Source organism: Pedobacter aquae, from assembly GCF_008195825.1.
Taxonomy (GTDB): Bacteria; Bacteroidota; Bacteroidia; order Sphingobacteriales; family Sphingobacteriaceae; genus Pseudopedobacter; species Pseudopedobacter aquae.
The window spans coordinates 554,411-579,913 of record NZ_CP043329.1; the positions used below are offsets into that span (position 1 = coordinate 554,411).

At 32.9% G+C, this 25,503-nt stretch carries 26 protein-coding genes and 1 tRNA gene; 9 read left to right on the plus strand and 18 right to left on the minus strand.

What is annotated here, in order from left to right; all coding sequences use genetic code 11:
- The first annotated feature begins 4 nt into the window (after nt 1–4).
- Nucleotides 5–226: a PspC domain-containing protein gene (locus FYC62_RS17395; RefSeq protein WP_039449321.1), complete on the plus strand. Its 222-nt coding sequence runs from the start codon at nt 5–7 to the stop codon at nt 224–226.
- Here the strand turns inward: FYC62_RS17395 and FYC62_RS02555 are convergent.
- Entirely contained in the window at nt 223–873 is a 651-nt protein-coding gene (locus FYC62_RS02555) for an ankyrin repeat domain-containing protein (protein WP_149073791.1), read from the minus strand. The two genes, FYC62_RS17395 and FYC62_RS02555, sit on opposite strands and share 4 nt — an antisense overlap.
- Before the next feature lie 162 nt (nt 874–1,035).
- Between FYC62_RS02555 and FYC62_RS02560 the strand changes: the two genes are divergently transcribed.
- The 5 genes from FYC62_RS02560 to FYC62_RS02580 all read left to right on the plus strand — a co-directional run bounded on the left by FYC62_RS02560 (nt 1,036) and on the right by FYC62_RS02580 (nt 5,456).
- On the plus strand, nt 1,036–3,633 hold the full coding sequence (locus tag FYC62_RS02560) for an FtsK/SpoIIIE family DNA translocase (RefSeq protein ID WP_149073792.1): 2,598 nt from the start codon (nt 1,036–1,038) through the stop codon (nt 3,631–3,633).
- Between the two features lie 6 nt (nt 3,634–3,639).
- A complete protein-coding gene (locus FYC62_RS02565; protein WP_149073793.1) occupies nt 3,640–4,293 on the plus strand; it encodes a LolA family protein in 654 nt (217 codons plus the stop codon).
- 3 nt (nt 4,294–4,296) lie between these two features.
- A complete protein-coding gene (locus FYC62_RS02570) occupies nt 4,297–4,572 on the plus strand; it encodes a hypothetical protein (protein WP_149073794.1) in 276 nt (91 codons plus the stop codon).
- The gene (locus FYC62_RS02575; RefSeq protein WP_149073795.1) at nt 4,569–5,330 is read left to right on the plus strand and encodes an MBL fold metallo-hydrolase; all 762 of its coding nucleotides are present in this window, start codon (nt 4,569–4,571) and stop codon (nt 5,328–5,330) included. Before FYC62_RS02570 ends, FYC62_RS02575 begins: the two co-directional genes overlap by 4 nt.
- Nucleotides 5,331–5,373: 43 nt before the next feature.
- A tRNA-Leu gene (locus FYC62_RS02580) sits at nt 5,374–5,456 on the plus strand.
- 606 nt (nt 5,457–6,062) lie between these two features.
- On the opposite strand, the gene FYC62_RS02585 is transcribed toward FYC62_RS02580, so the two are convergent.
- Nucleotides 6,063–6,383: a winged helix-turn-helix transcriptional regulator gene (locus FYC62_RS02585; protein WP_240534790.1), complete on the minus strand. Its 321-nt coding sequence runs from the start codon at nt 6,381–6,383 to the stop codon at nt 6,063–6,065.
- Nucleotides 6,384–6,511: 128 nt separating this feature from the next.
- Here FYC62_RS02585 and FYC62_RS02590 point away from each other — a divergent pair, with 128 nt between their 5' ends.
- Both FYC62_RS02590 and FYC62_RS02595 read left to right on the plus strand, forming a co-directional pair.
- Nucleotides 6,512–7,390 (plus strand): SDR family oxidoreductase, encoded by an 879-nt coding sequence (locus tag FYC62_RS02590; RefSeq protein WP_149073797.1) that lies wholly within the window; start codon nt 6,512–6,514, stop codon nt 7,388–7,390.
- 1,119 nt (nt 7,391–8,509) lie between these two features.
- A complete protein-coding gene (locus FYC62_RS02595) occupies nt 8,510–9,472 on the plus strand; it encodes an HNH endonuclease (RefSeq protein ID WP_149073798.1) in 963 nt (320 codons plus the stop codon).
- Nucleotides 9,473–9,490: 18 nt separating this feature from the next.
- On the opposite strand, the gene FYC62_RS02600 is transcribed toward FYC62_RS02595, so the two are convergent.
- From FYC62_RS02600 to FYC62_RS02615, 4 genes are all read right to left on the minus strand, one after another.
- On the minus strand, nt 9,491–9,649 hold the full coding sequence (locus FYC62_RS02600) for a hypothetical protein (RefSeq protein WP_168199353.1): 159 nt from the start codon (nt 9,647–9,649) through the stop codon (nt 9,491–9,493).
- Between the two features lie 657 nt (nt 9,650–10,306).
- Nucleotides 10,307–11,437 carry a hypothetical protein gene (locus tag FYC62_RS02605; protein WP_149073800.1) on the minus strand — a complete coding sequence of 377 codons (1,131 nt, stop codon included), beginning with the start codon at nt 11,435–11,437 and terminating at the stop codon, nt 10,307–10,309.
- A 4-nt stretch (nt 11,438–11,441) separates the two neighbouring features.
- The gene (locus FYC62_RS02610; protein ID WP_026905550.1) at nt 11,442–11,663 is read right to left on the minus strand and encodes a hypothetical protein; all 222 of its coding nucleotides are present in this window, start codon (nt 11,661–11,663) and stop codon (nt 11,442–11,444) included.
- A 778-nt stretch (nt 11,664–12,441) separates the two neighbouring features.
- Nucleotides 12,442–13,308 (minus strand): hypothetical protein, encoded by an 867-nt coding sequence (locus FYC62_RS02615; RefSeq protein WP_149073801.1) that lies wholly within the window; start codon nt 13,306–13,308, stop codon nt 12,442–12,444.
- 748 nt (nt 13,309–14,056) lie between these two features.
- On the opposite strand from FYC62_RS02615, the gene FYC62_RS02620 reads away from it, so the two are divergent.
- Nucleotides 14,057–15,283, plus strand: coding sequence for an AbiH family protein (locus tag FYC62_RS02620; RefSeq protein ID WP_149073802.1), 1,227 nt, complete (start codon nt 14,057–14,059; stop codon nt 15,281–15,283).
- A gap of 228 nt (nt 15,284–15,511) precedes the next feature.
- Here the strand turns inward: FYC62_RS02620 and FYC62_RS02625 are convergent, their stop codons facing one another.
- From FYC62_RS02625 to FYC62_RS02675, 12 genes are all read right to left on the minus strand, one after another.
- Nucleotides 15,512–16,576: a carbohydrate kinase family protein gene (locus tag FYC62_RS02625; RefSeq protein WP_149073803.1), complete on the minus strand. Its 1,065-nt coding sequence runs from the start codon at nt 16,574–16,576 to the stop codon at nt 15,512–15,514.
- Nucleotides 16,566–17,192 (minus strand): hypothetical protein, encoded by a 627-nt coding sequence (locus tag FYC62_RS02630; RefSeq protein ID WP_149073804.1) that lies wholly within the window; start codon nt 17,190–17,192, stop codon nt 16,566–16,568. The genes FYC62_RS02625 and FYC62_RS02630 overlap by 11 nt, the downstream gene beginning before the upstream one ends.
- Nucleotides 17,192–17,710 (minus strand): hypothetical protein, encoded by a 519-nt coding sequence (locus tag FYC62_RS02635; protein WP_168199354.1) that lies wholly within the window; start codon nt 17,708–17,710, stop codon nt 17,192–17,194. The genes FYC62_RS02630 and FYC62_RS02635 overlap by 1 nt, the downstream gene beginning before the upstream one ends.
- On the minus strand, nt 17,710–19,599 hold the full coding sequence (locus FYC62_RS02640; protein WP_149073806.1) for a hypothetical protein: 1,890 nt from the start codon (nt 19,597–19,599) through the stop codon (nt 17,710–17,712). Before FYC62_RS02640 ends, FYC62_RS02635 begins: the two co-directional genes overlap by 1 nt.
- Nucleotides 19,596–19,961: a phosphoribosyltransferase-like protein gene (locus FYC62_RS02645; protein WP_149073807.1), complete on the minus strand. Its 366-nt coding sequence runs from the start codon at nt 19,959–19,961 to the stop codon at nt 19,596–19,598. Before FYC62_RS02645 ends, FYC62_RS02640 begins: the two co-directional genes overlap by 4 nt.
- Nucleotides 19,931–20,695 (minus strand): hypothetical protein, encoded by a 765-nt coding sequence (locus FYC62_RS02650; protein ID WP_149073808.1) that lies wholly within the window; start codon nt 20,693–20,695, stop codon nt 19,931–19,933. Before FYC62_RS02650 ends, FYC62_RS02645 begins: the two co-directional genes overlap by 31 nt.
- Nucleotides 20,688–21,533, minus strand: coding sequence for an HAD family hydrolase (locus tag FYC62_RS02655; protein ID WP_149073809.1), 846 nt, complete (start codon nt 21,531–21,533; stop codon nt 20,688–20,690). Before FYC62_RS02655 ends, FYC62_RS02650 begins: the two co-directional genes overlap by 8 nt.
- Nucleotides 21,530–22,594 carry a hypothetical protein gene (locus FYC62_RS02660; RefSeq protein ID WP_149073810.1) on the minus strand — a complete coding sequence of 355 codons (1,065 nt, stop codon included), beginning with the start codon at nt 22,592–22,594 and terminating at the stop codon, nt 21,530–21,532. Before FYC62_RS02660 ends, FYC62_RS02655 begins: the two co-directional genes overlap by 4 nt.
- 249 nt (nt 22,595–22,843) lie before the next feature.
- Complete coding sequence (locus FYC62_RS02665) at nt 22,844–23,662, minus strand: hypothetical protein (RefSeq protein ID WP_149073811.1); 819 nt, start codon at nt 23,660–23,662, stop codon at nt 22,844–22,846.
- A 10-nt stretch (nt 23,663–23,672) separates the two neighbouring features.
- Complete coding sequence (locus FYC62_RS02670) at nt 23,673–24,047, minus strand: hypothetical protein (protein ID WP_149073812.1); 375 nt, start codon at nt 24,045–24,047, stop codon at nt 23,673–23,675.
- 104 nt (nt 24,048–24,151) lie between these two features.
- Nucleotides 24,152–24,316: a hypothetical protein gene (locus FYC62_RS16995; RefSeq protein WP_168199355.1), complete on the minus strand. Its 165-nt coding sequence runs from the start codon at nt 24,314–24,316 to the stop codon at nt 24,152–24,154.
- A 318-nt stretch (nt 24,317–24,634) separates the two neighbouring features.
- Nucleotides 24,635–24,877 carry a helix-turn-helix domain-containing protein gene (locus tag FYC62_RS02675; RefSeq protein ID WP_149073813.1) on the minus strand — a complete coding sequence of 81 codons (243 nt, stop codon included), beginning with the start codon at nt 24,875–24,877 and terminating at the stop codon, nt 24,635–24,637.
- Nucleotides 24,878–25,503: the final 626 nt, after the last annotated feature.

A 25,503-nucleotide genomic window follows, 5' to 3' on the forward strand; every position in this document is an offset into this window, starting at 1 on the left:
AAACATGTTTCAACGTATTATTACTTTTTTTGAAAGGCATTCTTTTGGGGTTTGTACCTATTTGGGTGAGCGATTCCACATTTCGATTGCCAAAATCAGACTGTTTTTCATTTACAGTTCATTTTTAGCCGTAGGTTTTCCTATTATTTTTTACTTCTTAGCTGCCTTTACTTTAGATATCCGCGGCTATGTAAGAAAAATAAGGTTAAAATATTGGGATATTTAAACTTCTAATATTTCTGCTATTTCTGAGAAACCTTTTTCCTTGGCAAGGTCGGCTGGTAATTTACCGCCTTCCATTCTCACGTCAACAATAGCACCTTTTTCTAACAACATAATAATAAGCTCTATATTGCCATTTTGTGCCGCAGAGTGTAAAGGTGTGATGCCAGATTGTTGCACAACATTTACTGCTGCACCATTTTCTATCAGCATTCGGCAAATATTGGTAAAGTTGCCAGCTGTAGCAGAGTGTAGTGGGAATACTTTAAAAGGATTATTAGCGGGTAAATTTACATCTGCACCTTTTAAAACTAAATAGCGGGCAATTTCTTCGTTACCAAAATAGCAGGCCAAGCCTAAAGCTGTAAAACCATCTTCGGAAAAATCATTAACAACATGAGGATTTTGAAATATTTTATGGGCTACGGTATCAAACTTATCGGCCGAGCAGGCTTCAAAAAAACTAATATCTTCAGAAAATTCAAGAAACAATTTGATGATGTTATTTTTTTTATAGTAGCAGGCAAGCATGAGTGGGGATACGCCAAGGCTGGTTTCTTCTTTTAAAGCATGTGGGCTTTGCTGTAAATATGCTTTAATTTCTTCTACGTTACCTTTAACTATTAAATCTTCTAAGCTATAATGCTGCATGTTTCTATCTAATAAAGAATAATATTAGTGCATAATTTTTTAACTTCCAACAAATAGTTGGATAATTAAATTTAGAGGATGATATTTTCTAAATAAAAAGCTGATAATTTTATAAAAGCTTTCGCTTTAAATTATATTTGTTCCTGAGTAAAACTTACAAGAATGCCCATTAGAGGAAATCAGTTTAAAACCAATACGTTTAGAGAAGAGAGAAAACCAGCTGCTGATGCGGAAGGTGGCTCGCCTTATAAAAAAGAAAAGAAGGAATATTTTCCGGCTATAAGTTTTAATAACGACCGTTTTATAAAGATTATAGGCTTGTTTTTACTGTTGCTAGCCGTATATTTTGCTGTGGCTTTTAGTTCTTATTTAGTTACTTGGAAAGAAGACCAGAGTTATGTGAGTGATGCTAATGGTGGCTGGGCAAACTTGTTTAGAACGGCAGAAGAACTTGCATCAAATGGAGTTCTAAACCCCGATATACAAAACTGGGCGGGCAAATTAGGTGCTTTATTAGCCAATCAGTTTATCTATAAATGGTTTGGTATTGCTTCTTTCTTATTCATCTTCATTTTTGTTGTTTTAGGATACAGACTGTTATTTAAAGTAGTACTTTTCCCTGTATCAAGAGTGTTTGGATATAGTTTCTTCTTATTAATTTACAGCTCTTTATTTATCGCTTATTTTCATCATTTCCTAGCAGAATACCCTCATTTTTTAGAAGGAGAATTTGGTTTTTATCTCAATCAAATATTGGTAGCGCAAATAGGTTCTGCTGGTGTAGGTGGCTTATTGGCATTTGCTGGTTTAAGTACTTTGGTTATTGCTTATAATATTGATTTTAGTTTACCCGAGAAAAAAGCTAAAGCTCATCAAGAAATAGAAGAGGAGGAGGAAGAGGAAGGAGATATAGCAAATATCCGACTTGGAAAGCCAGAAATTGAAGAAGAATATCCATCAGAGCCTGTAGAGTTTCCTTTAAATACCAAAAAGCAACAACAGGAAGTCATCATCCCAACTAAAGCCCCTATAGAAATAGAAGAGCCAGAAGAAGATACGATGGTTCAAGAGTTTGAAACGCCTATTAATCAATTATTAAAAGAGCAACCGGTAAGAAGTACTCCTAATTTAGATTTAGAAACCATCATCCCAAGGGTAGAAGATACAGAACCAGAGGAAGAAGTAGAACTGATGGTAGAAAAATCGGCAGAGGAAGCTAAAGCAGAAGAATTGGTAGAACAATTTGGTGCTTTTGACCCTACTTTAGACCTTTCTTCTTATAAATACCCTGTTTTAGATTTATTAGAGCAATACGGTAGCAATAAAATTTCTGTTGATGCAGAGGAGTTAGAATCAAACAAAAATAAAATTGTTGAGACCCTTAATAATTATAACATCGAGATAGAAAAAATTAAGGCTACTATTGGTCCAACGGTTACTTTATATGAAATTATACCAGCACCTGGGGTACGTATCTCTAAAATTAAAAACTTAGAAGATGATATTGCATTAAGTTTAGCGGCTTTAGGTATCAGGATTATTGCTCCAATGCCAGGAAAAGGAACTATTGGTATAGAGGTTCCTAACCAGAATCCAGAAATGGTTTCTATGCGCTCTATCATCGCTACAGAAAAATTCCAGAATACCACTATGGATTTGCCTATTGCCTTAGGTAAAACCATATCTAACGAAGTTTTTATTGCCGATTTAGCCAAAATGCCACACATGTTGGTAGCAGGGGCAACCGGGCAAGGTAAATCTGTTGGTATCAATACCATATTGGTTTCTCTACTCTATAAAAAGCATCCATCACAACTAAAATTTGTTTTGGTAGACCCTAAAAAGGTAGAGTTAAGTTTGTTTAGAAAGATAGAAAGACATTTCTTAGCTAAGCTTCCAGGGGAAGAAGACTCTATCATTACGGATACTAAAAAAGTTATCCATACTTTAAATTCTTTGTGTGTAGAGATGGATCAACGATATGATTTATTGAAAGATGCGGGCGTAAGGAATTTAAAAGAATATAACGAGAAATTTATCAAGCGTAAGCTAAACCCTAACAATGGACACCGTTTTTTACCGTTTATTGTTTTGGTGATAGATGAGTTTGCAGATTTAATGATGACTGCCGGAAAAGAAGTAGAAACACCAATTGCCAGGTTAGCACAATTGGCCAGAGCTATTGGTATTCACTTGGTTTTAGCTACACAAAGACCATCAGTAAATATCATTACAGGTACTATTAAAGCCAATTTCCCAGCAAGGCTGGCCTTTAGGGTTACCTCTAAAATAGACTCGAGAACCATTTTAGATTCTGGAGGTGCAGACCAACTGATAGGAAAAGGAGATATGTTATTGTCTACCGGTAGCGATTTAATTCGTTTACAATGTGCTTTTGTAGATACGCCCGAGGTGGATAGGGTAACCGAGTTTATCGGAAATCAAAGAGGTTATTCATCTGCTTATTTACTTCCAGAATATGTAGGTGATGATAGCGACCCTGGTAGTGTGAAAGATTTTGACCCCTCAGATCGCGACCCTCTGTTTGAAGATGCTGCTCGTTTAATTGTTATGCATCAGCAAGGTTCTACGTCTTTAATTCAGCGTAAGCTTAAATTAGGATATAATAGAGCCGGCAGAATTATAGACCAATTAGAAGCCGCAGGGGTTGTAGGACCTTTTGAAGGAAGTAAAGCAAGAGAGGTTTTGATTCCTGATGACTATGCTTTGGAACAGTTCTTGGATAATATGAACAAATAAAATTTTATGTTGAAATTAAAGATAAGCTTATTAAGTGCTGTTTTATTATTGGTTTTTCTGGATACTTTTGCCCAGCCAGATGCAAAAGCAAAAGCTATTTTGGCCGATGTAAGTAAGAAATTTAGAAGTTATAATGTGGTGAAAGCAGATTTTACTTATTCTTATTTAAATAGGCAAAGTAATACCCGGGATAACCAGAAGGGAACCTTATATATACAATCTAAAACCAATAAATTTAAAGCTATTTTACCATCGCAAGAGCTTATTTCTGATGGTAAAGTACAATGGACATACCTGAAAGAGGATAAAGAAGTACAGCTTAGTGAGATTGATAACAGTCCTGATGCTTTAAATCCAGCGCAAATTTTCACCATTTATGAAAAGGGCTTTAAATATGTATATACCGGCGACGTAAAGGCAGGTACTAAAACCTTGCACAATATAGAGCTTGCTCCACTTAGCAATAGGTCTTTTTCTAAAATAAAGTTGCAGATAGATAAGCAAAGCAAACAGTTATATTCTTTCTCTGTTTTTGATAAGAATGGTAATATTTACGCTTATACCATCCAGTCTTTTGTTCCTAATGTGAAAGTATCACCCAGCTTATTTACATTTGAAGCAGCAAAATATCCAGGCGTTGAAGTAGTTGATTTAAGATAAATTATGTCTTTAAGCATCACCCAGCATACATTAGAAAAATTAGAGAATCTTTTAAAAGATTTTGGCTATAAGGTAAGGTACGAGAAGGGTAATTTTAAAACTGGCTTTTGTATTATAGAAACCAGTAAAATGGTAGTTATAAATAAGTTCTCTAATTTAGAAAGTAAGATAAATGCTTTGGCAGAATTAATTAAAGGCTTAGAGCTAGAAGATAGCCATTTAAGCGATAAGCAGAAACAATTTTATTATTCTTTAAAACAAACCAAATTACAGTTTTGAAAGTAACGTTTTTAGGCACAGGTACGTCACAAGGAGTTCCTGTAATTGCTTGCGATTGCGAAGTTTGTACTTCTTTAAGTGCTTATGATAAACGTTTGCGTAGTAGTATTTTGGTAAGTTCTGATGGAACTACTTTGGTGATAGACTCGGGTCCGGATTTTAGGTATCAAATGTTGCGTCATCAAATTCAACACTTAGATGCGGTAGTTTTTACACACGAGCATAAAGACCATATTGCTGGTATGGATGATATTAGAGCTTTTAATTACAAGCAGCAATCTGCCATGGAGGTTTATGCAACAGAACAAGTTCAGCATGCACTTAAACGCGAGTTTTATTATGTTTTTTCTGATTTTAAATATCCGGGAGTTCCACTGGTGAACTTAAATACCATTCATGATGAGGCTTTTATGGTAGGAGATATAGAACTTTTACCCATAGAGGTGATGCATTACAAGCTCCCTGTAAAAGGTTTCAGAATTAAGGATTTTACTTACCTAACAGATGCGAAAACAGTGTCAGAAGAGGAGATAACCAAAATTAAGGGAAGCAAAATCTTGGTGATAAATGCCTTGCAGAAAGAAAGGCATATATCGCATTTTACTTTGGATGAAGCTATTGCTTTTGCCGAGTTGATTGGTGCTGAGGAAACTTATTTTACACACATCAGTCATAAATTAGGTTTGCATGATGAGGTAAGTTTAGGATTACCAAAAGGCATTAAACTGGCTTACGATGGCTTAAGCATAAATATTTAAAGCTTATCTGATTTTTAAATAAAAAATTATATTTGCAATGTATACCCAGGTGGCGAAATTGGTAGACGCACCATCTTGAGGGGGTGGCGCCTTATGGGCGTGGCAGTTCGAATCTGCTCCTGGGTACAAATTAGCAGTTCAGCTCAATTATTATCGAGCTAGTAGCTATCTAATCCATAACTATCATTTCTCTTTTTTGATAAATACATCAAATACGACTACTGTATATGTTTTACATTCTAAAATCTTAAATCATCGTTATTGTATAGGTAGTTGTAAGGATTTATCTCTCCGATTAGAGCAGTATTTAAATAAAATTTTTGAAAATAGTTTAGCTCTAAAGTTAAGGATTGGACGCTTTTTTATCATATTAAAAATCTTGAATATAAGCAGGCTTGATTGATAGAACAGCATATCAAACAAATGAAAAGTTTAGTTTATATAAGAAATTTGAAAAAATATCCTGATCTTAATCTAAAATTAATAGACAAATACAGATAGTAATAGGCGCTTTATAAGTTTGGTAGTTCAGCCCGATGACTACCGGGCCCATAATTATCGAACCGATAGCTATCGGATCTGCTTCTGGCTATTTTAAACATAATCAAACAAAAACCGCTTATGCTATACAAAGGAATGCGTTTGTCTTCTTAAAATAGCTTGTAAACTTAACATCAGCTAAAACACAATAGGATATTTATTAGCTGAGGCTTATCTCAACAAGCAGCATCACTAAGATTTAGCTTTGTTGAGGATATTTTGAATACCCCATTTTTCCATTTCCGCAAGTATAGGGGCCATACTTTTGCCAAGGTCAGATAAAGAATATTCAACTCTGGGCGGAATTTCATTAAATTGCTTGCGTACAATTAAATTGTCTTGTTCTAGTTCTTTCAGCTGGTCTGTTAATACTTTTCTTGATATGGCAGGGATTCTCGCTGCAATTTCACCAAATCTTCTGGTTCCTGCCAACAAACAGTATAATATTACAGGCTTCCATTTACCACCAATTAATCCCAGCATTGCTGTTACCGGACACTTAATTTTATTCACTTTTTGGATATTAGTTACCATTTGGTTACCACTAATTTAAGGTTATTTAAATACTTTAGTTACTTTTTAAAACTAATTAATGTTACTTTGTGTAACAAATATAAAAATTAATCTTAAAAATTTAAAAAATGATTTTAGTAACAGGTGCAACAGGGCAATTTGGAAAAGCAGCCATCAATGCTCTCTTAGAAAAAGGAATAAAAGCTCACCAAATCTTAGCATTGGTAAGAAACGAGCAATCTGCTGAAGATTTAAAAAATATGGGCGTTGGCATTGTAATGGGGGATTATGATCAATACACATCTCTTGTAAGTGCTTTTAAAGGTGTAGATAAGCTACTTTTCGTATCAGGAAGTGATATCATAAAACGTCATAAACAACATCAGAACGTTATTCATGCTGCTCAAGAGGCGGGTGTAAAACATTTAATTTATACCAGTTTCCAACGTAAAAATGAGACCGAAACATCACCTCTTTGGATAGTAGCGCAGTCACATATTCAAACAGAGCAATGGATAAAAGAAAGTAATATTTCTTATACCATTTTAAGAAATAACCTTTATATGGACTTTCTGCCTGGCTTTATTGGTGAAAAAGTTTTGCAAACAGGAGTCATCTATGTGCCTGCTGAAAATGGTAAGGTAAGTGCTGTATTGCGTTCAGAAATGGCTGAAGCTGCGGCAACTATTTTAGCAACAACTGGTCATGAAGGTAAAGAATACAACTTTACAAATACCGAAGCTGTTTCTTACCAAGAGATTGCTCAACTGATTACTGAAGTTTCAGGAAAAGTGATTAATTATATTTCCCCATCAGTAGAAGAGTATATGAAAACATTAAGTGATTATGGTGTACCAGCAGATGTTATTGGAATATTCTCGAGTTTTGCATTAGCCCAAGCTAAGGGAGAATTAGATAGAGTAAGTACTGATTTAGAAGTTTTATTAGGCAGAAAACCTTCCTCAGTAAAAGATTTTTTAAGTAGTTTATATAATCCTATAGTATAGTTTCATAAATTATACATACTATTTTTAAAAATCTATAATGCTTGATAAGGTGTTAGTGGCATTTCAAAAAATTTTCACCTTAATTGTTTTAACAGTACACACAAGCAATTCTTAAAAATGCCCCCAATAGTTTTAGCTAATGGGGGCATGTTGCCAAATGAGATCTTACTTTTTTAGTGCACTTAAATGGTTTTGAAAAAAGCAGCTACTAGCGTAGTCATGAGGCTGTTTCAAATCATCACTTTGTGTCAGGCTGAGCGGAGTCGAAGCCTTTTCTGAACATATTAGAGAACATTTCGACTCCGCTCAATGTGACAAATATGATTTCTGAGACAGCCTCATTTTTTATGTTTTAAAACCTTATTAGGATCACCATCAGCAAATAGGATTAAAATAGCAGTCATCATCTCTCTCAATTCAAAAAAAATACGCCTTTTTGCTGTTTTATATCCTAATTATTTGTCTTTTTATAGATGAGGAGTAATATAAGCACCCGTTACAAACGAGCGCAAGAAGAATACCAAGTTAGGCCCTCGTTGTTAACGAGCTCAAGAGGAATTTGTCATAGCGAACACAGTGAAGCGATCTCTTCATACAAGGTTAGCCCTATGTGTTGGATACTTTGATATCACAAATTGTGATATCAAAAATTTCCATTCCTCATTTATTACCTTAATTCAATAACTACACGTAATTATGAGTTTTCAGTTTTCAATTTTTTCCTTTCCCCTGTTTTTACTTTTGAATTTTCCCTTTTGAATTTTAAATCAGTTCCCTGTTTTTTACTTTTTAATTTTTACTTTTTAATTTTTACTTTTTAATTTTTCCTTTTGAATTTTTCCTTTTGAATTTTAAATCAGTTCCCTGTTTTTTACTTTTGAATTTTTCCTTTTGAATTTTAAATCAGTTCCCTGTTTTTTACTTTTTAATTTTCCCTTTTGAATTTTAAATCAGTTCCCTGTTTTTTACTTTTTAATTTTTCCTTTTGAATTTTAAATCAGTTCCCTGTTTTTTACTTTTTAATTTTTACTTTTTAATTTTTCCTTTTTAATTTTCCCTTTTTAATTTTCCTATCCTTGCATTATTCCCTCAAATTCTGCAATATTGTATGATACCCTTATGCAGGAGACACTAAACAAATACCTTTATGCACTTAGTAAGCTCAAGCGAGGTTCTACACCCTATGGTTTAGCACCACATAAACCTATTTTACTCATCAGTATCATAGAGTTGATAGATAAAGGGATACTCACCGAGAATAAGGTATATATCAATGCAGACCTCGTAGGTACTTTCAAAGAAAACTGGCAATTATTAGTAAATACCCTTAACCAAGCTGATTTTACCCAGCCTTTCTACTACCTCCAGAGTGATAAAGCAGCAGGGAAGCCTTTTTGGTTCTTATTGCCACATCCGGGTTGCCAAATCAACGCCCATATCAAAAGTGTAAATACACTGGCAGCAAGCGTAGCTTATGGTTCTTTCAACGAAGAACTATATCTATTACTGAGCAATCCTGTCTCACGCCAACTTATTAAAGAAAAGCTATTAACAACTTATTTTCCGTTAACCCAACAAAAACTACAAAGCCAGGCAAAAGAAGCAGGTTATCTTCATCAATTAGAAGATTATGTTTTAAACGAACCACAAGCTCGTTATAAAACCATCAAGATAGAAACAGAAGAAGATGTTTTTGTACGCAACGGACTATTTAAAAAGCTCATACCAAAGGCCTATAACTCAACCTGTAGTTTTACAGGTATGAAGCTAACTTCCATATACGGACATCATTTTATAGATGCCTGCCATATCATCCCCTTTAGCCTCACACATGACGACCAAATTAGTAACGGCATTGCGCTATGCCCCAATATGCATAGGGCTTTCGATCGTGGGCTGTTAAGCGTTGATGAAAACTATAAACTACTCGTTTCTCCCGCTATTATCGAAGATGCAGAACATGTTTACAGTATCACCAAACTAGAAGGTAAACAAATACACCTACCTTCAGGCGAAAGGTATTATCCCGCACAGGATAATTTAAAATGGCATAGGGAGAATATATTTAAAGGGAAATCATGAAAACGAGAAACTTTGTGGTTAACCTCTCGACTTGTATCCCGGGATATACAAAGGCGGTACGCTTTCCAAATCTTCAGACATACCAGTAAACCTACCAGAAGAGGCTTCTTTTTTTACCCAAGAAGAATTTTTTGAACTAACAGCCTGATTGCTCTGGGTAACAGCCCCAGTAGACATACAATCAGTTGGTTTCTGCGAAAATCTTTTCATAGCTCCTTACAATTTTGATAGGTTCTTTTTCTCTTTCAACAGGTACAACAAAGATAGCGCTATTTCTTTTATTGTTACACCATAGCAGCAATACCTATCACTGCCGTCTTTTAAGGTCACAATTTGTGACCTCAAAGATTCATGCTCAAGCTGTGTTATAATGCACACGTAAAATCTTAGGAAACCTCCTTGCGCCCGTTTGTAACGGGTGCTTAAATAGCTTCATGATTTATCGGTCATTATCATAGCCACAGGTTCAAACCCGTGGCTATAGAAGATAATAAACATCCTTTAATTAATTATTCTGTTACGAAAGCAAAGCCTCTTTCCCAACTTGATTTTACATTTTGGAATATCGTATGATTAGAATATCTTTTCTACTTCCCGAAAGGAACATCTATTCAACCCCCATAGCCTAAACCGAAGCACATGAGCAATTACATCAAAGGTATTATCCTGCACAAGAAAATTTAAAATGGCATAGGGAAAATGCATTAAAGGTTTGATGAGTTCTTTTGAAGCGTTCAACGTAGAGGTTACTTTCTATAACATTGTTTATATTATTTCCTCTTGTGCCAATAGTATTTTACTTAAGCGTAGATATAGAATTACTTAGCTAACTTTTTATGAAGTTGAAGTATGATTGTGGTGTTTTTTAGGTTGAAGAAATACTGCAAGGGCGATTGAGATACTCAATGATACAATCACACTCCAAAATGGAACAAGTGTTGGGTAATGCAATATCCATAACAATGCTGTAATTATAAAAGATAGCTCTATGGTCCAACTAAATTTAAACTTGTTTTTTGGGAAGATTAATAATCTTAGGTTTATTAAAGCGAAATAAGACCACCAAGCAAAACCTGCTTTTTTCCATACACCCACAATCCCATATTTACTAAGGTCAAACCATAAGGAGACAACTATAAAGGTTAAGCATAAAAAAAACAAAATATTAAAAACCACGGTAAAGAATTTTTGAAAATTTTTACTTTCCGTATTCCTATACACATATACAAGGTTCATGTTTAGAACGGTGTGGTATGGTATACAAAAAACAGCTCCCGGAATATTTCTCGCTTTAACTGCCGTAGTATTGCCATCAGCATCTTTTATTTGTTTTAAAGCTTGAGCATTTGTTAAGAATATATTTTCTAGATTGTTATCTTCTTTGTTGACAGTGTACTGAGATAAAATTCCAGAGTATAATTTTGTTTCACCACCAATTTCACATAAAACATCAGCTTTAGTAAAAGCTAGTTTTTTATTTTCCGGATTATTATATAAAATCTTTCCCCCATGAATATAGTAATACCAATAATTCTTAAATCTAAACAACGGAGACCAGATATCTAATCTTAAAGTTTTAACTAGCCAATGAAGCGTTAAACCAAAGAAGCAAGAAAAAAAATAGATTAAACCAACAATAACTAATAAATCTTTATAAGTCTTAGATATAATGTCCTTTTTTGGTATTTGATTATTTGCAATTGGTCCTGATAGCTGATGGATGGTTTCGTAACTCAATGAATCAAGAACTTTTAAACCAGTAATACCCCTAAATAAGTATATAAGTAAAAAGGTGAGACCAATACTTATACTACTAAAGAATACATTCCATAGTAATTTATCAAACTCAGTCGACTGATTAAATTGCTTTGTAAATTCGCCCGTATAATAGCATTTACGAAAAATAAAACCTGGAAATATCGCCATCATAACAGCAATGACCGTGTTAAGAGCGATTTGGTCCATCTATTTATGCCTCAACCAAGAATTTTACTTCCTTACCTTCTACATTCACGGTAACTTCACCAGACTTAGGGTTGTCTATAATTTTTTTGTAAAGTTCGTGTTTTGCTTTTTCGTTATTTAAGATTTCTTTAGTTTCATCACTAACTAAAGGTTCTTCAGTATTAAATTGAGTGAACATATTAGAAGCAACCCTAAATAAGTTATTTATAATATTGTCTTTGCTCATACTATTTCAATATAATTCAGTAAAGGTAGATTTTTTTATAAATCAATTAAGCATAACATTCATCTTAAAAAAGATGTTTGTCAGATTAATACTTAATTAAACACTAATTTATACTAAATGTTTGATATATGCAAGTAGCTAAGGTTTTAGGCTATTGATGATACTATTAAAATGATAGTACTACTATTTCTGTAATGGTAACAAAAGCTTTTATGCAGGCAACATGCCAATTCCTTAAGTTTACATACAAATGTTAATACAGCTCATAGAATTTTTTGTTTGATATCACAATTTGTGATATCATGCTTTCTATAAAGCAATCTCTCCATGCAGGTTATACCTGCTTTGTTCTTCGCAAACACATTTTTTTGTTCATTGTAATGAGGAACGAAGAAGCAATCTCATCACGCAAGGCTACACCTTCATACAGGTTATAAAAGAGAAGCCACGTACCTCGCTAGACAAACTAAACCGATTAAACAAAAAAAGTCTATAACTTATAAGTAACCACCCAGCTCAGTGCTCTCTGTGCCCTCAGTGGTTAAAACATAACGAACGTTCTGGGTGTAGAGTTCCCTGTTTTTTACTTTTTAATTTTTCCTTTTGAATTTTCAAGGTCATCGCGAACGTAGTGAAGCGATCTCTTCATGTAAATATTCCCAGTTTTTTCTTTCCTCCTTTTTAACCAGAAAAACAAAGCCTCAATAAGATGGCAATCGTTATACAAGAGGTCACTTAAGCAGATAAATCTTTTAAACGCTTTCACTCCAGAAATAGCCTATTTAGAAAAGTCTACTTTGCTAACATAAGCCTTCTTAATTTCAATCAAGACCACGCCGTTTGCGCCCTTAATCCCGTATATGGCAGTTGCTTTTGCATCTTTTAAAACGTCTATTTTATTTATCCAGTTTGGGGATAGTTCACTTAACCTAGAAGCACTAATGGTACAACTTTTTTTGTCGGCATAGATAATGTATAACGGCTCTTGGCTCTTGCTTATAGTAGATATCCCTCCTAACATAATTCTTCGTTCAGCATTCATCATCACTACCATCTTATTGGTAATCATGGTCTCCACCTTTTCATAACCTATCAAATCAAAGATAAATATGGTGGCTTTATCTTCATCAGCTATGCTCAGTTTAAAATTACCCTCAGTATCAGTTATGGCCAGTACATTTTCATAGCCACTTTTTCTAATCTTTACACCAGATAATGGATTCCCGCTTAAACTGTCAACTGCTCTCCCTGCTATAGCCGTCTCTGAAAAAGTTGCTTTTCGAGACACAGCGCTCAATACCAACGTCGAATCAGCGCATGAATCATTAGGTGTTGCTACATACTCCGGGTGAGCTGCATAAACCGGACTTACAACAAGTGCGCTCAAAGTCAGGGGCAGTAGAAGCCTCCATTTTATTTTTGAAGAAGGTATAAACAGCTCACGGTTTAACTGACTTGCTGATACCCGCCCACATACGTTCTCCCTTTTATTTTTGAAGAATTGGAGGAGCTCAGCATCAGTACTTGTTGTTAGGTCTAAAATATTCTTTTGGCAAACGTCGCAATAATGTAACCCATCTGCTCTCTCTATGTCACTCCATTGTTGGGTGCAGGGGCTGGTCAATTTTAATTGCAACTTTTCCATATTAGAGATTTTTATTTAGCGAGATTAAGATACAAAATTCTATTTTATAATGGAATCCTTCATTAAGGGCTACACATTAATCCTCCTAAAATAGCGCAAGGTTTTACAGCCCTAAGCCCTATGTGTTGGATACTTTGATATCGCAATTTGCGATATCAAAAATTTCCATTCCACATTTATTACCTTAATTCAATAACTACACGTAATGATGAGTTTTCAGTTTTCCCTTTTGAATTTTTAATTTTCCCTTTTGAATTTTTAACCAGTTCCCTGTTTTTTCCTTTTCTCCTTCCTCCTTTTTCTTCCCTCCTTTCTCCTTCCTCCCTTTTAACCAGAAAAGCACAGCTTATACTACTATCATCCGCCAGTCCGGTGCTCTGCTTTACTCCTCGTCCATTTTCCGCAAAAGCTCCAAATGTCCTGTGGGGTATCGCTGCCGCCCCGGTTTAGTTGGGTGGGGTACTACAAGGAGAAGCTTTATTCTTCGTAGCGATAAACTCTTCTGCAAGACTGATTTCCTGTTTACTGATGAACTGTGAGCATTTCGAGGATATCCTCGAAATGCTCATTGAAATGAATCGTTTAATTTTGATGAAAAGAAAGGTAATTTCAGTTTAGATGGAGACCTTAATAAATTGGTGCCAGCTAATAAGAAAGATAAAAATTTAGCTGTTAGAATTATATATTAGTAGGGCCTTTTAAACAATAGAAAATAGGCTTTAATCTGCGGGATTAATCAAATATTTTAATGAATAGACTTGTACTTATAGGTAACGGCTTTGATCTAGCTCATGATTTAAAAACAAGTTATAAAGATTTTATCATTTGGTATCTAGTAAAATGTTTTGGTAATGCTGGATATCTTCCAGAAAGATACCAAGATAAGTTACTTAGAATTGATTTTAAAGACTTTAATTCCTTTATAAGTGCTATTAACGCTCATAAACCAGGATTTTACCATTCTGGTTATACAAAGGAGGATTTGATTTATTTTATTACAAATCATTTTGAACAAAAAACTATAAAAGAGCTATTAAATATTCATGCTTTAATATCATATAGTGATTATACTTTTGAAACGCATTATCCAAATAATAAACCTTTTAATGTACTTGTTTTATCTCATCTTTTAAGGTGTTTAATTGTCAATTGCCAAGATTGCAATTGGGTTGATATTGAAAATGAATATTTCGACCAGCTTAAAACTTGTAAGGCTAAGGATGGTTCTTTTGATAAAGAAAAGATAAGGCAGCTAAATGCCGAGTTTGATTACCTAAAACAAAGATTAAAGGAGTATCTAATAGAGCAAGAAGAACAGGCAAAAATTAAAGTAATTCCTGAACTTTTAAGTGCAATAGGTTCTCAATTTGATATTTCAGATTTTGAGCCGCTAATGGGGTATGATGAAGCAAGAGAAAGCTTAGGCTACGATAAAACAATTGTGCCCCAAATAGAGCACAATTTGTATTTTCTAAATTTCAATTATACCAATACTGTAGAAAATTATATTAACGAGCTTAACAAAAAGCTTAGATTCTTCTCCAAGGTTGACATAAATTATATCCATGGCGAATTAAAAAACGCTGATAATCCTATTATTTTCGGTTTTGGAGATGAGCATGATACAGTGTATAAAGAATTTGAGGAGCATCGTAATAATGAGCTTTTTGAAAATATTAAATCTTATCAATATTTACGTACACCTAATTATCGTAATTTACTGACCTTTTTAAATAGTAAAAATTATCAAGTATTTGTAATGGGCCATTCTTGCGGCTTATCAGATCGTACCATGCTTAAAACAATTTTCGAACATGAAAACTGTAAATCTATAAGATTATTTCACTACAATAGTGATTTTCATGACAAAGCCATCAATGTGAGTAAACATTTTAGTAATAAAGGGCATATGCGTAAACTCATAGTTGATTATAAAGCTGTAGATGCTTTCCCGCAAAGTAATAAGGAGGCATAGAGGGAATAAATACCTAATAGTTAAGCTAAATGGGGCTTATAATCCTTTATAAATGTTAACCAATAAAATCGTTCTGAATTTGCTATTATTGAATATGCTTATTTGAATAGGGGTTAATTAATTAAAAGAATAGAAACATCAGAAAGAGATTTATTTTTCAGCGTTATTTAGTCAGTTATAAGAACGCAAATTAATTTAATAAGTTATTTTTCTATACGGATTCTGGTATTATCTATGAGCCGTCGCAAAAAGTGATGAAATCTTTCTGACACCCAAGTCATTATGTGAGAATGTTTTTACCCTATTACCTAGATTTATAATATGTTTCGATGAGGAAACAATATGTGAAATCATTAAAATTAATTCTTGCCGAGGCACTTCATACATTAAACCCCTCGCACCCTCAAATGTGCAGTTCATAGCGCTTAATGCTTGCCCAAAATGTAATGCAAATTCAATTTTATCTGTACTTAGCTCTGATAAATTGGAACCTTTATTCTTAAAAAGATTCATTATAATTCCAGAGGTTAACCAATCGCCAGCTCCTGCTGAATCTATTACATTTTCTATTGAATATCCTGCAAGTTTTGTCCATGATTTTTCACCTTTTTTTCTATACTTCAATCCAAGTGAACCTAAAGTTTGGATTTCTAACGGCACAGAGGCGACGGGATATAACAAATCATATTCTGGAATTCTGTCTTGAGCAAACTTTAACACATCGGCTAATTCCAATGACTGTTGAAATCCTTTTTGATCTTTTACACTTGAAGGTTCAAAGAAAATAGTTGTTCCAGTTGCTTTATATGCTTTAGCGAGATCTATTGAAGCTCTATTTATACGATCAAAGTAAAAGACATTTGAATGTGGTACTGTTTCGATAATCGTAGGAACAGATTTGGCTAAACATGGCTTATAAGACGGCAAGTATTTTCCATCTTCTGGATTACGAAATTCAAAACGATGTTTTGGATCGCCTTTTTTATCCTTTAAAATGCGATGAATAATGACAGGTGTACTTCCTGTTTCTGTAATTTGTAATAGGTCGTCCTTGACATTCCATTTTTGCAAGTCTTGAAAAAGTAAGTCTCCGGCTACATTATTCGATAACCTAGCAATCGGATATGAATTCCAACCAAGATAAGATAAAATCGTCATTACATTACCACAAGATCCACCGGCTAGGAATTGAGCTTGATTATTCCCTTCAAAGCCAATTATAACATCCAGAGCAACTAATCCATTACCTACACAAGTAGGTACTATTGTACTATTTAAAGCTTCATTCTTCATATGGATCACCAGTCAGCCAAATTACAAAAAGTTCAGAGGATTTATTGAGGTCTTGAAAACTTTCTTCATTTTCTAAAACATATCCTTGAGAATCTATATTAACTACGCCAACGAGACTATGTGTACTATTATTGTTTATTTCGTAGGCTGCCAATAAAGTGCCTATGGAGAGCAACTTACTTGAAAATGTTGATAAAGCTGCTCGACAACTATTTAGAACTTTTAAGGAATTTGTATAATTAGTTATCGCACTATGAATTATTCGATATGCTTCAAATGGATTCTGTTCAGGGACATACATAATATTCTGTGGTTCAATTCCTAATTTGTCCAAAAGCAAATCATGATAATTGATTAACAAAGAGTCTGGTCTTCTCGGATCTTTTGCAGGGAAAGGAAATAGTGGACATACTTCATCAGGCTTTAAATCATCATTTGCTTTTTCAATATGCTTTTTCTTATCTTCGCCAAGAATTGGCAGCCAAATTAAAGGTTCCTCTCGCTCATTTTTGGGTTTAATGCCTCCCATAAACCCCATTAAAAATTTAGACTCCTGATCAAGGCCTTGCTCTTTTATACAAGCATCCAATGCAGCATTTTCTGCTACTGTAACCATTAAATTAATTTTTTTTGTTTATCTGGTTGTGCATCAATTAGTGTTAATAATTTACCTGTCAAAGAGAAATATATTCCACGAGGTAAAGCGCTAATATCTACAATAATCTCACTATACTCTTCAATATCTCTAAAATCTTTAATTATGTTTGCAGCTTCTCTATCGCCAATACGACGTTTTCTATTACCTTCTTCTTTCCATAAACTAATGTTAGCTTCTTCAATTTTCTCTTGATTAATTAACGATGTTAATTCACCATAATTCTTATCTACATAACTTTTATATTGATGTGAAGTTGAGCCGCTACCTTCATCAAAACAAATAAGTTTACATGTAAGGTCTATTTCACACTCTAAATCTATTATTTGTTTAATTACAAAATTCATCCGTACATCAAAACCCTTCCCCATAATTAATAGAACCTTTCTTTTAGTGCCATCTGAGAAATGATTTTTTAATAATTGAATTGCCTTATCTGTAGCTGAGAGCAGATAGGGGCTCCATCGAAGTTGTCCCATTATTTTAACCATTTTAATAAATCATCAGACTTCAATGATCTCCAACCTCCATATCCGAGAGGAAGATTAAATTTCACACACAGCCATCGATTTAGGTAATATACCGTTGTACTTTCACTACCTTTTTTTCCTTGACTAATCGTCCTGCGTTCTAATAAATTATAAGATATACAAGTCGCCAAGACATCAACTAAAGGTCTAGCAACCTCCTCTTCTAGCCAATATCTTTCTTCAATTAATTTCATTTTATTTGGTGCCTTTATTGCAAATCCAGTAACACCTGGCGCATAAGGAATTGTTGGTCGATTTGTTTCCTTAAAGGCATATTCTTGGAATTTTTGCAATAATTTAATAACCAACTTAGAATGAGGAATTAATCTTGGCAATTCATCCCAACGATTTTCGACAGATCTTCTTAAAATTTTTTCTTGAACTTCAGTGGGGAGAATAATGTTTTTAGAAGCAATTTTATTCGACAACATCGACTCAAATAAATCACCACTAAATTGCAAAAACTGGTCTATATTAGATGATGAAATCTTAACTAATCTTTCAAAACTGAAATAATATGGAATTTTATTCTCTATAGCAAGGAAATATTCAGTCGCATTCTGAATTTCACTTGTAATTAATGCATCCAATTGTTGGACAGTCATTGGAACATCCATTGTTAATTGCCCAACATTCATATTTTTATTTGCTAAAATTTCAGCACTCCTAGCAATACGAGCTTTCTCAAAAGAAGTACCGTCATGGGATTTTAGATAAAGAATCCAATCATCAAACTTCGAGGTGTATTCAGAAAAATACTCTAAGTTTTTTAAGCTCTTCTCAAACCCATTAATAAAATTTTGATTGAAGGTTACTTCATTGATATTCACCTCTAAGTTCTCTTCAAAGCTAGTGACATCTTCTGTTGAAACATTTGCCCTCCTTTCTGCAATATTCTGTGCAATAGCTCGAAACTTACTTTCTTTATTCTGCCAAATCTCCTCTAAATTAATCTCATTATAATCTCGATCCATAAACGAGCCAAGGCTATCTTCATTACTTAAAGCCTCTAACCTTTCGCTAATCCAAATTGACTGATTACCTCTTTTTTCAAGTATAAATTTAAGCAATAACGTTCTTTGAGTAGCTGAAAGCTTATGAGTATCATCAAACATAAAGAGTATTCTATTACATATGTTATTACCAGAAAAGGTAATATTTGTAACATTAAGAGCATAAAATGCAAATAATTCGTCGTGTCCTTCAGGTTGAATTTGTTCAATCGGCAAAAAACTGTCCATTGCATCAAACACCTTTTTCTCAATGTTTTCAGCCCAGATATATAATTCCTTTCCAGTACATGGAAAACTTATGTTCTTAAAATAATTATGTTCATTAGTATATGAAATTGAAATTTTATCAAGATCGGATGGAAAATCGCTTTGTTTGAGTTGGATAATTCCTCTAATTGTAGCAGTGATAACTCTTGCATTTATTAATGCAAAGAACAATCTTTTCTTCTGAGCATCAGAAATAGCTAAATCTTCTAAATTTTCATAGTTTCGAGTACAGTGCAAACTTACACCCAATAGATTAATCTTATCGTTATCTACTACATGTAATTTTTTCAAAAATTCACGAAGTTCTTTTAAAGCCGTTTGGGATTTACTATTGAATAGCGTAACCAGAGTTGTTGGTTCGAAAATACGAAGCAGCGATGTTTTTCCTGCTCCTGGAGAACTTCTAATGAAAAGAATATCATTCCAAAGTGATTGTTGCTTATCTTTTTCAACAAGTGATTCAAGAACATTAGGACTATAAATCCTAAGAAAACTTGCATCGGAGTCAATTTTTTCGGAATTTCTTAACTTGAATGGATTTCTAAGCCTGATTGTCATTCTTTATGTCTAGTAACTCTTGGAAATAAACCTGTAAACTTTTTATCTGCTGGTAGCCAAAGAATTGGTAAGCTATTATTCGGCGTATTGTGATTTAGTACTAAAGGTAGTGCACATTCATTGAAACCTAGATATGGCTTACCTGTCTGACCAACTTCATAATGCCCATCGATAATTGATTCGTCAAAATAATTATCGTATTTAGTCAACTCAATAAATTTTCTGTCATCTAATACCTGTCGAGACACACTCTTATCAATTACTTGTACTGCTGAAACTGAGTGCTCAAATTCTCTTTTATTTTTAACTTTCCATTTAGTTATTTCAGAATCTAAATAGTCAATTGCAGACTTTGTTGCCACATAAATATTGTATGAACGCTTAATAGTTTTATATCAATCAAGTCACCTAATACTACATCATCTTCTTTTTCCTTAACTTTATAAAGTAAATTAAGAAATTTTAAGATTTTACCTTTTTCTTCATCAACTCTGAAATAGCTTAATCCGCTAGCTGTAAAGTCGTCAATTAAATAAATAGAGCTGAATTTGGAATTTTGACCAATTGCCTCTGATAATTTTTCAAGCATATCATTTTGCTTTTCTTTCGAAATATAATATGATGAAAATATTTGTTCATTATCTATGTTGCTAGACCTTCTTAATTGATCGATCTTTGCACCATCACTTAAACCCAAAAAAAGCGATTTACGTTTTACATGGGAGTAAGTTTGATCTTTATGAATTTTTGTAATTAAATGATGACTCACGCTCATTAATTCTGCTGCTTTAACAGTTAACAAGGGATCAATCTTTTCATAGAAACAAATATTTATCAAATGTCTAATTTGTTCTGAGCTGATAAATATTAGATGCTCCTTAATGAATTTATATGCAATATTTCTTTCGGAAGCATTTTCAAATTGATTTAACCAGTTTACTAAACTTTCTGTAAACCTCATTCCAGTTGAATATTGTTGGTATTCATCATATTTTAAGTTAGCCAAGGCTTGAATGAGTGGTCGTTCTATATCGATCTCTGCTTGATTCCAATTCATTAACTTGACTAGAATTTTCTCTGCTAGTATATTATTCATAGTCAAAAATTAATCCCATATTACCAGCTTTTAAAGACTTTAAGTAAATCAGACAAGAATCTGCATTATTAACTGATTTCGGAGATATGTTCCAACAAGTATTCATATCCGTAGACACTTCATCTACACTTAAGGAAAAAGGATAGGTAAGAAGTTCAAAATCATTTCCTGGATAACGGCCTTTATCACCAATACATAAACAATAATTGGAAATACCTTTTTTAATTAACTCATTTTCACAATAAGCGATTACATTAAGTTTTGATACTTTTGGCCTAACAACAATATCTATTGAACGACTGGATTCTAATATAATGAAACCTGTATCTTTAGAATCCATCACTAAATTATATAAAGCTGGTTTGATAAAACGCCAATCTTGTCCGTCAATAATTTCAACAGTTAGTTGGTCAGGTCTTAAAGAGAGACTTAAAAATTCATTTATATCAGAATCTTTGAGTTCCTTATAAATGTTTTCTAAAACGACTGCATTTTTACGTTCAACATTTGGGAATTTATCTGATGATAAAAAGCCAATGTCTGAACCATTGTAATAACCAATAATTATATTTTCATGAAGATTTTTATCAATGATTAATTTCTTCAAATCGTTTTTAACAGATTGGCCTCGACCTGTAACAATTGCTATCAAATAGCCTAATTTTATAATTCTTTCGATTTCATTGATAATATCAGTATCTGGACCATCAAGCCTTCTTCTATCAGAACATAATGTCCGATCATAATCAAGAACTACACAGCCAAATTCTACTGACTTAATTTTTTTTAAGAAATTTGTGTATGCAAGTTCCCATCTTCTTAAGGTCTTGTAATTCAAACTGCTAAGTAATATTGGATGAATTTTCCGTGTAATAGCAGTTGCCTTTTTATTATCAAACAGTTTATTTTTTTTAATAGACTAGCATAACTCAAGTTGTATAGTTTACTTCCATAATTAGGAACCCCAGGTCTTCCTGGGTCTATAGATTGTTTTTCTCCAATATTATCTACAAGATGAAAAGATTGAATTAGTAAATCTATAGTTGAAAATGCACCACTATTTTTAGAATTAAGTTTGAGAACAGGAATATCTTTTGGTAATAATTGTAGCGTTTTTTCTGCCAATTGCTCATCATCAGGATTTATCAGTGAGATTATGACTGAATTATCTTTCCTTTTATCAAACCAATGATGTCTGCCATGTCCGAAATTACGATAATCTGAAAGTAGAACACTTCCTAAGGCTGCCTCAGAAAATTTAGACTCAATATCAATCGCAACAGGTTTAGACCATCCACTATAAAGAACAATATAAGTGGTTTCTTTTATTATAGATTTTGAAAATCTATTTATATCTTCTAGGTAGACCTTTTTACTTGCTAATTTTAAATTCTTAGTTTCATTACCATAGGCTCTACAGAGAAGTATAAAAAATGCAACTAATGAATTAGATGCTAAGAAACCGTCTTTCCCAGCAGATAGAGAGAAAGCGAAATTTTCAGCTATACTAGTTTTTGCTGAAAATGTTTTTAACGGTGAATTTTCCTTAGTGCTAATACTAATTACTTTGTTTGGCTCCTGTGCAATTATTGAATTAAATGCTAATAAAATATCCTTGTTCTTGCCACTTGCACTAATAATAAGAACATTAATTTTTCTGAAAATATTTATAGAAGATTGAACTTCTAAGGGAGTAATTGCTTTAGCAATATTTCCTGTTTGTTGATGAAGGGCCTCAGCAAAATAACATGCACTTAATGAACCTCCCGACCCAACAGCAATTAGGGGAAATGTCAATAGCGCCTGATATTCGGATGTGAAATTTGATAAATCAATTTCATTAATCTCTTGTATTGTATGTGGAATAATTTCTAATTCTTTTTTGAAAGGTTTTCCCATTTTAGTTGATGTTTTTCAATATTAATTTTTTTAGCATGATCAATATGATATGTAATAATTGTAATATAAGACTTTTAATTTCTTCTCCCAATTATGGCTTCGAATCTCTCCGGTTTAATGGAAATTATCACTTTTTTTGCATCTTCTTCATTTTTTAGGTAAAATTCTATGATTTTTTAAGTCTAAGCTTAAATAAATTATTCATAGTAATGATATTGCTGTCATTATACAATTTGCTTTACAGAGAATCTAGTTATCAGAAGGGGCAATTAAATTATTCAAATCATCTAATTCTCTATAAACCATATCTTTTATTTTTGAAGGTTTTCCTATGTTGAATTTTCTTAACATCCACATGTATTTCATGCGAATTCCTATATCTGTTCTTTTAACCCCATTCCTTATTAATTGCCTTAATTTTTGATAATATTTAATTTCATCACCATCATTTAAATAATTAGCCACGTCTGAAAAATAATTTATATAATATGTGTTATCAAAGTCAATTTCAAAAGTTTTATGAAAATCATAATCTTTTACAGTATAGACGCTATCGCTTAACTCATTTTCTTTTGCCATCATTTCCATAATATCAGGGTCAATTGTTATACGAGGATACAAAGCTGATTTACTCTCTAGATCATATGCTTCATTCATTGCGGGACCTAAGATAACATCGGGTTGGTGAATTAATTTTCCAAAAACAATTCCTCCACGAAGTAATATCCCATATTCAATGAGTTTAATCTGTATGATTTTTAAAGTTTCAAATACTTTGAGCAAACCAATACTGTAATCTTTTCTTAAAGAAAGGACTATTGAATCAGAAAAAAAAGTAGTGATTAAGGAATAGGGAGCTTCTCCACTTTTATCTATTTTATCAAATTCCTTTTTTATTAACTTTAAAGCATTAACTATGTTAACCAATTTTTCCTTATTAACTTCACCACTTTTATCAATTGTATCATTAATGAAATCTCTAAAAGCTAGAATATCGATAAAGGCAATGATTCTTTCCTCATAAAAGATTTCTTCATTGGAAGAATCTAAGATGTTTTTATAATTCATTTGTAGGACTTTAAAGTTGATGGGTTTTTAATGTTTTCTCAATAACCCCACTACTCACCAACAAAGCAAACATAGGGGAACGCTTTCTATAAACTTTACTTTCTCTAAAAATAGGTTTAGAGGTTGAGGTATTAAAAGTTTCCATTTTCATTAGTCCGATAATAATTCTAATAAAATCTTCTAATGTTATTATTTCTGGTTTACCATCATTTCTTGTTTTTACAGAAAAAGAAATTTCGCTTTCCGTAATATAATTAATATTGTATGGGACTTTATCTTTTATGCTTTTTATAATTACGTCATTAGATAAACCATTTTGGATAAATTCCCAGATTTTTTCTGGTGACGCATCTTTGCATTTAACAGTAAAATGATATCTGTCCATATTTTCAGTTATTTCCAACGAGTTAGTAATTCAGAATTTGAGTTGTTGTATTCAAGTATTAATCTATCATAAAGTGAATTGTCAATCTTATAGCCCTGATTTATTCAAAATTTTAATGTCTTATTGTCCAATGTTTCTACAGTGAAATAATCTTTTTTACTATTGATTTTACTGATATTTTCATAAATTAATAACTCAGTTTCTTTTCTTAGCCCATACATTTCTTGCAGTACCTTATTTAAATTATCTTTAAGTAAGATGTCTATCATAATTTTTTAGAATCTAGTAATTTATCTTATGAACAGCCGTAGCTGCGATGGATGTCCCGATTGCCCAAATTGTTTCTGTTACTCCGTTTCCAAAATCTGATATAATTGTTCTATTTTTATTATGCTCCATGTGATTTTCCTTTCTAAGTTTTATAAATTTTGTAATTATTAATGTTTATACTAGAACAATCGAAACCAAACCACCGCAACTCGAACCGTCAGCGCCTAATAAAGGCAGCTTCTTTTTGTACTATTTTTTTATTTCTTTTCTATACCCCTCCACAAACCCTTTTTAACCTCTAATTAACTCGGAGTTATTTATTTAGTATTATTTTTAAATGGAAGTATCTGACTATTACTCCAATCACTTTGATGGAGTAATTCTCTTATATCAACCCTTAAAAATTCAGCAATTTTATTTAAAGTATTTAGTGTAGGCTGTTGTTTATTGTTAACCCATCTAGATACAGTTTCTTTTTCTACGCCAAGAAACTTTATTAAATCGCTATTTCCAGCGCCCTTTTCTTTTAATACCTCCGCTATGCGATTAATTTTAGTCACTTTAAAAAAAAATTATTTTATAGTTGATTTTTAAAATCAACAATTGTATATTTGTTTAGTAATTAGTTTAATAGCGATAACTTTAGTAGGGATTAAATCCTACTTAACGATGTCACTCAAACAAGAAAACCGCTAAATTTTCCTCTTGAGTTGACCGTGAGTTCGTTTTCTATTGGATTTATATATCTTTACGATATTATCCAGTAGGGCGAACTTCATGTCAGTCTTGAGGAACCCTGATTTCGATTAGGGAGGTTCTTAGCGGTACCACTTGTAAGCATTGAAGTTCGCCCTATTGGTTTCTCACCAATTCGGTTTTCTTCCTTTGCTTTTTGGGTACACATCGTTTTCATAGATATCATAAAATGAAAACATCTACATTTAACCCTTTTGTAAAACAGCATTTAAACGTTTCCCATAGGCGTTATGGCAAAGCTACAACCCTCGCAGTCGTAGTCAATCATCCTTTTCAAAATCCCATTATTCGCGTCATCAAATCGCCAACTTAGGATAACATCAGCCAACAGCAAGCGCATGTAACGGTCTTTAAAAATAACCGTAAGCGCTAGCTATGTATCAAACTATCCTAAATTTTAATCACTAAAAGCAGAAGAATATGCGGTTTT